The following is a 9,198-nucleotide window of genomic DNA, read 5'->3' as shown; positions in this document are numbered from 1 at the left end:
CGCCACCAGATTGTCTTCCAGGTGATAGAGGAAGGAGCCGCCGCCGGTCTTCATGCCGAGCGGCCAGCCGAAGGAGTGCTGCACCAGGCCCGGCCGATGGTTCTCGGACTTCACCTGCCAGAGCTCCTTGATGCCGATGCCGAATTTTTGCGGTTCACGGTCTTTCTGCAGATCGAACTTGGCGATCAGCTGCTTGGCGAGCGAGCCGCGCACACCCTCGCCGATCAGCACATATTTGCCGAGCAGTTCCATGCCGCGGGTATAGTTCGGGCCGGGTTCGCCGTTCTTCTCGATGCCCATGTCGCCGGTGGCGACCCCGATGACGGCACCCTCGTCATTGTAGAGCACCTCGGTTGCTGCAAAACCCGGATAGATTTCGACGCCGAGTTCTTCGGCCTTGGTCGCCAGCCAGCGACAGACGAGCCCAAGCGAGACGATGTAGTTGCCGTGATTGTTCATCAGGGGAGGCATCAGCACATTCGGCAGGCGAACAGAGCCGGCCGGACCGAGCAGCAGGAAGTGATCTGATGTGACCTTGGTCTTGAACGGATGATCGGCCTCGTCGCGCCAGCCAGGCAACAGCCGGTCGATGCCGATCGGGTCGACCACGGCGCCCGAGAGGATATGCGCGCCGACTTCCGCGCCCTTCTCCAGCACGACGACGGAGAGCTCCGGATTGACCTGCTTCAACCGGATCGCCGCCGCAAGACCGGCAGGACCGGCGCCGACGATCACCACGTCGAATTCCATGCTCTCGCGTTCGGGCAGCTCAGTCGTCTCGGTCATTCACTCGTCTCCGCTTGGCGGCACGCGGCCGTCATCCCCGTCATGGCACTTTCTTGTCAAAACGAGAAAGCATTGTCGAGCCGGGATACGACAGCCAATCTTCCAATTCGCACAATGATGACGTCTCGTGAGGCAGAATTACATAACGTTTACGTCAACGTCAATTATCAAACGCTGCCGAACCGGTCACATTCCCTTTCCTTTTCCGCTGCTTGCGCCTTATACATCGCTCTGACAGTTCGGAGGACAATCATGGATCTCGGCATCAAGGGCAAACGGGCACTCGTCCTCGCCTCTTCGCGCGGCCTCGGCCTCGGCATCGCCGTGGCGCTGGCGCGGGAAGGCGCAAACGTGCTGCTCTGCGGGCGCAGCGGCGAACAGCTGGACGCCAATTGCAAGGCGATCAATAGCGAAGGCAAAGGCCGGGCCGACTGGATCTGGGCCGATCTCGGGGACGAACGCTTCGTCGAAATGACGACGACGGCGGTGAAGGAGAAGTTCGGCGGGCTCGATATCCTCGTCAACAATACCGGCGGACCGACGCCCGGCACGACGGAGGACATGACGGGCGAAAAGCTCGAAAGCTATTTCCTCTCCATGGTCGCTCGGGTGATCACGCTCACCAATGCGCTGCTGCCCGGCATGAAGGCGCAGGGCTGGGGCCGCATCCTCACGGTTGCCTCATCCGGCGTGATCGAACCGATTGCCAATCTGGCGCTGTCGAATACGCTGCGCCCGGCCCTTGCCGGGTGGAGCAAGACGCTTGCCTCCGAAGTGGCGAGCTTCGGCGTCACCACCAACCTGCTCCTGCCGGGCAGCATCCTGACGGCGCGGCTCGACGATCTCGATGGGGCGGCCGCAAAGCGGACTGGCAAGAGCCTCGAGGAGATCCGTACCGACAAGGAAGCGCGCATTCCGGTCGGCCGCTACGGCAGGGTTGAGGAATTTGCCGCAACCGCTGCCTTCCTGTGCAGCCAGCCGGCAAGCTACATCACCGGCTCGCTCATCCGCTGCGACGGCGGCGCGGCGCGATCCGTCTGACCATTTCCTCTCAGCCAACGCGGACCGCCGCCGCCCATGTCGCTGCACTTCGGATCATCTGTTCGACGTAAGCCGGATCGTCCGCAAATTCGGCGAGTTCGGAAAGACGATGGAAACCCGTCAGGATCGCAATGCGCCGCCGGTCGAGCCTGCGTCCAGTCAGCATTTCATAGGCCGATACGATGCGGGCGGTCAGATCGGGCGAGATGAAGTTCGAATAGATGAATTCCTGGTGCAACGGGCCAAAGCCTGAATCGCCAAAATCATAAATGCCATTCAGCCGCTTTTGCGTATGGTCGAAGGCCATGTTCCAGCCATGACCATCGAAGAAGCCGTAGATGCTGCCGTAAGGATCGGGCGGCAAGGCTTCGAAATCGGAAATGATGGCCTGGGCAAAGCTCTCGATGTCAGGCGGCAGCAGCGGCAAAGCCCTCGTTCGCACCGTCTCCGGCGATTGCCATGGCTGGATCGCGCCGGCACCGGCCGAGCGCAGGCGATCGGCATCGAGCACGTGCAACTCGGCGTAAAAGCGGGCGAGATCTTCGGCGAGATGCTGACGATCGCCTTCGCCAAGCGCATCGTAATCTTCGGCGATGAGATGTTCGCCGTCGAGCTTGGCATGGCTGGAGAAGATCGGCGGCCCGTCATGAATGCGCATGTCTGGAACCGCCATCGACAACGACGGCCGAACGATGTCGAGCAAGGCGGCTTCCTTCTGAAGCGCTCTTTCCGCGCCGAGATTGCGAGGAAACTTGAAGATCAGCGTGTCGTCAACGTCGACCGCCATCGAATCCCAGCCCTTCGCCGCCAGCTTGAAGACGGAGGCCGTGAGTTCAGGAAACACACTTATGATGAGAGAACGAAATTCGCTGGCGTCCAACTCGGTCATGACGACCTGCCTTCTCTGGTTTTTTCCGTGTTCTTCGCGGGGGGCAAATGACGGCGCACGGATCGACATCGTCTTGTCGCGAGCCGCCTGCCCTCCGCCGTCAAACGGCGTCGGGTTACACTGGGACTATATTAGTATAGTTTGAATATTACGGAATATTCATTACAAAAATTTAAGCCGTTATAACCACTTAGTGATCGCGACCCGGGAATTATGTCTTTTTTGCGCCGCAATATAAGTGGCTCAATCGGGGCATAAATTCGCAACCTTGCCCCCCGCAACCTTGCCCAAAGACCGGTATCGCCCATGAAGAAATTTTGGATCACCATCAGCGTTATCGCCGTTGCCGCCGTCGGCGTCTGGCAATTCGGGAATCGGGTCCCTTATGCCTCTCGCATTCCCTACCTCTCGCAGTTCATCAAGCAGCCGGAAACCAGCAATGGCGGCGGGCAGCAGGCACAGGCAGATCAGGGGCAAGATGGCGGGCAACATCAGGGCGGCGGGCGCAGACGCGGTGGTGGCGGCCCGACCGTCGTCAAAACAGTCGCGGCCGTGAAGACGACGCTGCCGATGGATGTGACGGCGTCCGGCTGGGCCGATGCCGATGACAATACGACCATTGCCGCACAGGAACAGGGCCTGATCGTCAGCATCAAAGCGCAGGATGGGGCGACGGTCAAAGCCGGGGACCTGATCGCCAAGCTGGACGACCGGACGGCCAAGGCGACCGTCGACAAGGACAATGCGATGATCGTGCGCGACACGGCAACGCTTTCGGAAGCCGAGACCGCATTAACGCGTGCACAGGATCTCTTCGATCAGAAGGCCGGCACCCAGCAAAGCCTCGACCAGGCGGTCGCCGCCCGTGATACCGCTGCAGCCACTGTTGACGCCGACAAGGCGTCGCTGGCCTCCGATCAGATCTTGCTCGAGCACACCGATATCCGCGCTCCCTTCGACGGCCGGCTCGGCGATATCGCTGTCAGCAAGGGCGCTTTCCTCAGCGCCGGCGCGGCAATCGTCACTATTGCGAAATACGATCCAATCTACGTGAAATTCCACCTGCAGGAACGCTATCTCAGGGAGCTGAAGAGCGCCTTGGCAGCCGGTGCGGTCGAGGTCAGCACCGCCCCCAATTCCACCAAGGGGCAAGTGCGAAAGGGCGAAATCAGCTTCTACGACAACACGGTCGATACGGCCTCGGGCACGATCCTCGCCAAAGCGAAATTCGAGAATGCCTCCGGCGCGCTCTGGCCAGGCCAGTCGGTCAACATCGTCGTGCATTTCAACAATGACGAACAGCAAGTGGTGGTGCCGACGGTTGCCGTCAGCCCTGGTCCGGAGGGTTTCTTCGCCTTCGTCGCCAAGGACGGCAAATCGCATCTGACGGCCGTCACCGTTGCCCGCGCGAACGGCGGCTTCACCGCCATAGAATCGGGTCTTCAGGCAGGCGATCACGTCGTCGTCGAGGGCCAGGGCCAGCTCAGCGACCAGCAGGCGATCAACGAGCAGTTCGATGAAAAGACGCTTGATGTCGCCTCCGCCGAAGAGCCTCGGCAACAGCAGCCATCCGAGACGATCGCGGTGGGAGCTCAGCAATGATCCCGAATTTCTGTATCCAGCGCCCCGTCGCGACGACTCTGCTTGCGATCGGCGTCATTCTGGCCGGTCTTGCCGGTTATCAGCTCGTACCCGTCGCAGCGCTACCGCAGGTCGACTTTCCCACCATCAACGTTTCGGCGCAGTTGAGCGGTGCCTCGCCGCAGACGATGGCGACCTCGGTTTCGACGCCGCTGATCAAGCAGTTCGAGACCATTCCCGGGATCACCGAAATCAGCGCCTCCAGTTCGCTCGGCAGCACCAGCATCGTGCTGCAGTTCGACCTCAGTCGTAATATCGATGCGGCCGCAGCCGACGTGCAGGCCGCGATTTCGCATGCCACCCGGCAACTGCCCGACAATCTGACGACGCCGCCGAGTTATCGCAAGACGAACCCGGCCGATGCGCCTGTCATGCTGCTCTCGGTGCAGAGCAACACCATCCCGCGCAGCAAGCTTGACGACATCGCCGAGAACATCATCTCGCCGTCGCTTTCGACGCTTCCCGGCGTTGCCCAGGTCAGCGTCTACGGTGCGCAGACCTATGCCGTGCGCGTCGAGGTCGATCCCAACAAGCTTTTGACCCGCGGCATCGGCATCGACACCGTGAACAAGGCGCTTGCTGCCGCCAACAGCCAGCAGCCTGTGGGAACGCTGCAGAACAATTCGCAGAGCATGACCATCACGGCGAACACGCAGCGCACAAGCGCCGAACAATTCCGTTCGCTCGTCATTGCCAATCCGAACGGCGCGCCGATCCACCTCGGCGATATTGCCGATGTGCAAGACAGTGTTGAGAACCAATATACCGGCAGCTGGTATGACGGCCAACGCGGCATCATCCTCGCCATCCAGCGCCAGCCGGATGCCAACACGGTCGATGTCGTCGATGCGATCAACGCCAAGCTGCCGCAGCTTCACGCCGAAATCCCGCCTTCCGTCAACACGGTCGTCATGAATGACGCCGCAAAGCCGATTCGCGATGCCATCTCCGACGTGAAGTTCACGCTGCTCCTAACGATCGGCCTCGTCGTTCTCGTCATCTACCTCTTTACCGGCCATGCGACAGCAACGATCATTCCCGGGCTTGCCGTTCCGCTGTCGCTGATCTCGACCTTCGGCATCATGTATGTGCTCGGCTACAGTATCGACAACATCTCGCTGCTCGGGCTAACGCTCGCGGTGGGGCTCGTGGTGGATGACGCCATCGTCATGCTCGAGAACATCCTGCGCCATGTCGAGGATGGCATGCCGGTGCGGGAAGCGGCGATCAAGGGTGCGGGCGAAGTCAGCTACACCATCATTTCCATGTCGGTTTCGTTGATCGCGGTCTTCATCCCGATCCTGCTGATGGGCGGCGTTGTCGGCCGCGTGTTCAACGAATTCGGCATGGTGGTTGCGATTGCGATCATCTCTTCGGCAATCGTCTCGCTGACCGTGACGCCGATGCTCGCCTCGCGTCTGTCCAACCACCAGAGCCGCCCGCCGCTCATGATCCGCATCTTCGATGCCGGCTTCGAACGGACGCTGCGCGGCTATGACAGGGCTGTCGGCTGGTGCCTTCGCCACCGCCCCACGATCCTCGGCGTTTTCCTCGCCTCGGTGGCACTGACGATCTATTTCTTCATGACGCTGCCGACAAGCTTCTTCCCACAGGAGGATATCGGCCGCCTGACGATCAGCACGCAGGCCCGGCAGGACATTTCCTATTCGGCCATGGCGGCGCTGCAGCAGCAGGCGGCAGCCGTCGTCAAGGCGAACCCGGCGGTCAACCATGTGATGTCGACGATCGGCGGCAACCCCAACAAACCGCAGAACAACGGCTCGATGTTCGTCGAACTCAAAGACAAGACGGAGCGTGCGCCGCTTGACCAGACGCTGCGCGAGCTGCGCACGGCGATCAACAAGATCCCCGGCCTGCAGGCGTTCGTGACACCGAACCAGAGCCTGCGCTTCGGCGGTCGCCAGACGGCCAGCCAATATCAGCTGGTGGTGCAGGCGCTGAGTGCTGATCAGACCAACCTGTGGGCCGGCAAGATCCAGGCGGCGATGCGTAAGGACCGGCTGTTCACCGACGTGACCTCGGACGCCCAGAACAACGCCCTGCAGGCCAACATCGTCATCGATACCGAGCGGGCAGCCGCGTACGGGATCGACAATGATACGCTGCGCACGACGCTGCAGGAATCCTTCAGCGGATATGCAGCGGCGGAAATCCAGTCTACCGGTGACAGCTACGACGTCATCGTCGAATACGACACGAGCAAGCCCTGGGACGACCAGAAGCTCTCGGAAATCCGTGTCGCCTCGGCCAATGGCAGCCTGGTGCCGCTTTCAAACTTCGCACATGTCGAGCGCACGGTCGGCCCTGTAACAATCAACCAGACGGGCCAGCTCGTCTCGACCACCGTTTCCTTCAACCTGCCGGAAGGCGTCTCGCTCAGCGACGCGACGGCGGCAATCGACCAGATCAAGACGGAAATGAGCATGCCGGCCGACGTTTTCACCTCCTATGGCGGTACAGCTGAGATTTTCGAGCAGTCTCAGGGCAATACGCCATACCTCATCCTGGCGGCGGTGCTGACCATCTATGTCGTGCTCGGCGTACTCTACGAGAGCTTCATCCACCCGCTCACCATTCTGTCCGGTCTGCCGGCCGCGGCATTCGGTGCGCTGCTGGCGCTTGATATCATGGGTTTCGACCTGTCGATCATCGCCCTTATCGGCCTGCTGATGCTGATCGGCATCGTCAAGAAGAACGCGATCATGATGATCGACGTGGCGGTGGAGACCATGCGCACGACCGGCGAAAAGGCGACGGTGGCGATCCACGAGGCCTGCGTGCGACGCTTCCGACCGATCATGATGACGACCTTCTGCGCCCTGCTCGGCGCCCTGCCGATCGCGCTCGGCACCGGCGCAAGTTCCGAACTGCGCCAGCCGCTCGGCATCGCCGTCGTCGGCGGCCTGATCGTCTCGCAGATGCTGACGCTCTTCATCACCCCGGTCATTTTCGTCGAGATGGACCGCTTCGGAAGCTTCCTCGGCCGACTGATCGGCCACAAGAAGGTCGAGGAGCCGGAGGTGCAGGAGGCAAGGGCAATGGCCGCCGAGTGATGACGGCCCTCTGAGTTCGGCATTGCCGATTGACCCTTGCGGCGCACTTCTTCTTCCAACCGGGAGAAGAAGTGCGCCCGCGATCACATCAACTTCCGCTCCTCTTGAATGTGTCACGCCTCTGTGGCATCACCCGCCCTCCTGAATCCGGGCGTCCTGACGCCCTTTCGCGGAGCGATGCTCCGTCTCCAATAACAATCGGCATGAAGAGGTGCGGGCATGGCTCAGGCGCTGGGTTTCGACTTCGGCACGACGAATACGGTTCTCGCCATGGCGGATGGCGGGGCGACGCGCTCGATGGCGTTTACGAGCACGGAGGGTACGGCCGACAGCATGCGCACGGCGCTTTCCTTCATGAAGGATGCCCAGCTCGGCGCTTCGGCGCTGAAGGTGGAGGCGGGCCATGCGGCGATCCGCCAATTCATCGACAATCCCGGCGAATGCCGCTTCCTGCAGTCGATCAAGACCTTTGCGGCGAGCGCGCTGTTCCAGGGCACGCTGATCTTCGCAAAACGGCATAATTTCGAAGATCTGATGGAGATCTTCGTCCGGCGCCTGCGCAACTATGCCGGCGACCACTGGCCTTCCGATGTCAGCCGTATCGTCACCGGCCGGCCGGTGCATTTTGCCGGCGCCAGCCCCGATCCGGAGTTGGCGACCGAACGATACAATGAGGCGCTATCGCGCTTCGGTTTTCCCGAGATCCACTATGTCTATGAGCCGGTCGCCGCTGCCTTCTACTTCGCGCAGAACCTGAAGCAGGATGCCACCGTACTGGTTGCCGATTTCGGTGGCGGCACGACCGACTATTCGCTGATCCGCTTCGAGACCGTTGCCGGCAAGCTGACGGCAACACCGATCGGCCATTCCGGCGTCGGCGTCGCCGGCGATCACTTCGACTACAGGATGATCGACAACATCGTCGCACCGCTGATCGGCAAAGGCAGCCATTTCAAGAGCTTCGACAAGATTCTCGAAGTGCCGTCCAACTACTATTCCAGTTTCGGCCGCTGGAACCAGCTGTCGATCTTCAAGACGACGCGCGAATTCGAGGATCTGAAGAAGCTGGTACGCACCAGCCTGGAACCGGAAAAGCTCGAAATCTTCATCGACCTCATCGACCATGACGAGGGCTACCCGCTCTATCAGGCCGTGTCAGCAACGAAGATGGCTCTCTCGGCCTCGGAGGAGGCGCCTTTCGATTTCGCGCCGCTTGGTCGCGGTGGACATCGCAGCATCAAGCGTAGCGATTTCGAAGGCTGGATCGCCGATGATCTCGCCCGCATCGAAGGCGCGCTGGACGACGTGCTCGACAAGACCGAGACGAAGCCTGCGGAGATCGATAAGGTGTTCCTCACCGGCGGCACCTCCTTCGTGCCGGCGGTGCGCCGCATCTTCACCGAACGTTTCGAGCGCGACCGGATCGAAAGCGGCGGCGAGCTGTTGTCGATCGCCCACGGCCTGGCGCTGATCGGCGAACGCGAGGACATCGCGCAATGGACTGTGCAATAGAGCAGACAAGGGCGGGCAATCTGCCGCCCACCCTTTCAATGCCCCTGTCACTCCGCTAAGCTTGCCGCATGATCTCCGCCAACGACCTCTCCCCCGCCGAGCTTGCAGCGCTTCTGCATTTCCATGCGGATGCCGGCGTGGAATGGCTGCTGGAGGAAGAGGCTATCGACCGTTTCGCCGAGTTCGAGGCGATGAAGGCCGCCCGCCGCCCGGCGGCGGCACAGGCGCAGCCGCAACGTCCTGCCGCTGGGGAAC

At 61.4% G+C, this 9,198-nt stretch carries 6 protein-coding genes and 1 pseudogene; 5 read left to right on the top strand and 2 right to left on the bottom strand.

Annotated elements, in window-relative coordinates; all coding sequences use genetic code 11:
- Positions 1 to 786 (bottom strand): NAD(P)/FAD-dependent oxidoreductase (locus MOV76_RS36860; RefSeq protein WP_247266400.1); only part of this gene is annotated, 786 nt, incomplete at its 3' end.
- Positions 787 to 1,038: 252 nt separating this feature from the next.
- On the opposite strand from MOV76_RS36860, the gene MOV76_RS36855 reads away from it, so the two are divergent.
- Positions 1,039 to 1,827, top strand: a complete 789-nt coding sequence (locus MOV76_RS36855; RefSeq protein WP_018241329.1) for an SDR family oxidoreductase — start codon at positions 1,039 to 1,041, stop codon at positions 1,825 to 1,827.
- Between the two features lie 10 nt (positions 1,828 to 1,837).
- On the opposite strand, the gene MOV76_RS36850 is transcribed toward MOV76_RS36855, so the two are convergent.
- A complete protein-coding gene (locus MOV76_RS36850; RefSeq protein ID WP_026230630.1) occupies positions 1,838 to 2,716 on the bottom strand; it encodes a phosphotransferase family protein in 879 nt (292 codons plus the stop codon).
- A gap of 306 nt (positions 2,717 to 3,022) precedes the next feature.
- Here MOV76_RS36850 and MOV76_RS36845 point away from each other — a divergent pair, with 306 nt between their 5' ends.
- The 4 genes and pseudogenes from MOV76_RS36845 to MOV76_RS36830 all read left to right on the top strand — a co-directional run.
- On the top strand, positions 3,023 to 4,318 hold the full coding sequence (locus tag MOV76_RS36845; protein ID WP_018446188.1) for an efflux RND transporter periplasmic adaptor subunit: 1,296 nt from the start codon (positions 3,023 to 3,025) through the stop codon (positions 4,316 to 4,318).
- Positions 4,315 to 7,431 (top strand): efflux RND transporter permease subunit, encoded by a 3,117-nt coding sequence (locus MOV76_RS36840; RefSeq protein ID WP_247266399.1) that lies wholly within the window; start codon positions 4,315 to 4,317, stop codon positions 7,429 to 7,431. The genes MOV76_RS36845 and MOV76_RS36840 overlap by 4 nt, the downstream gene beginning before the upstream one ends.
- 219 nt (positions 7,432 to 7,650) lie before the next feature.
- Positions 7,651 to 8,943, top strand: coding sequence for an Hsp70 family protein (locus MOV76_RS36835; protein ID WP_247266398.1), 1,293 nt, complete (start codon positions 7,651 to 7,653; stop codon positions 8,941 to 8,943).
- A gap of 68 nt (positions 8,944 to 9,011) precedes the next feature.
- A pseudogene (locus MOV76_RS36830) lies at positions 9,012 to 9,198 on the top strand (uracil-DNA glycosylase); the annotation flags it as partial.

This window comes from Rhizobium sp. PRIMUS64 (assembly GCF_023006465.1).
GTDB lineage: Bacteria > Pseudomonadota > Alphaproteobacteria > Rhizobiales > Rhizobiaceae > Rhizobium > Rhizobium leguminosarum.
This window is presented reverse-complemented; position numbering and strand designations above follow the sequence as displayed.

Coding starts and splice junctions, on each gene's coding strand:
- MOV76_RS36855 (WP_018241329.1), top strand. CDS start 1,039: ATGGATCTCGGCATCAAGGGCAAACGGGCACTCGTCCTCGCCTCTTCG.
- MOV76_RS36850 (WP_026230630.1), bottom strand. CDS start 2,716: ATGACCGAGTTGGACGCCAGCGAATTTCGTTCTCTCATCATAAGTGTG.
- MOV76_RS36845 (WP_018446188.1), top strand. CDS start 3,023: ATGAAGAAATTTTGGATCACCATCAGCGTTATCGCCGTTGCCGCCGTC.
- MOV76_RS36840 (WP_247266399.1), top strand. CDS start 4,315: ATGATCCCGAATTTCTGTATCCAGCGCCCCGTCGCGACGACTCTGCTT.
- MOV76_RS36835 (WP_247266398.1), top strand. CDS start 7,651: ATGGCTCAGGCGCTGGGTTTCGACTTCGGCACGACGAATACGGTTCTC.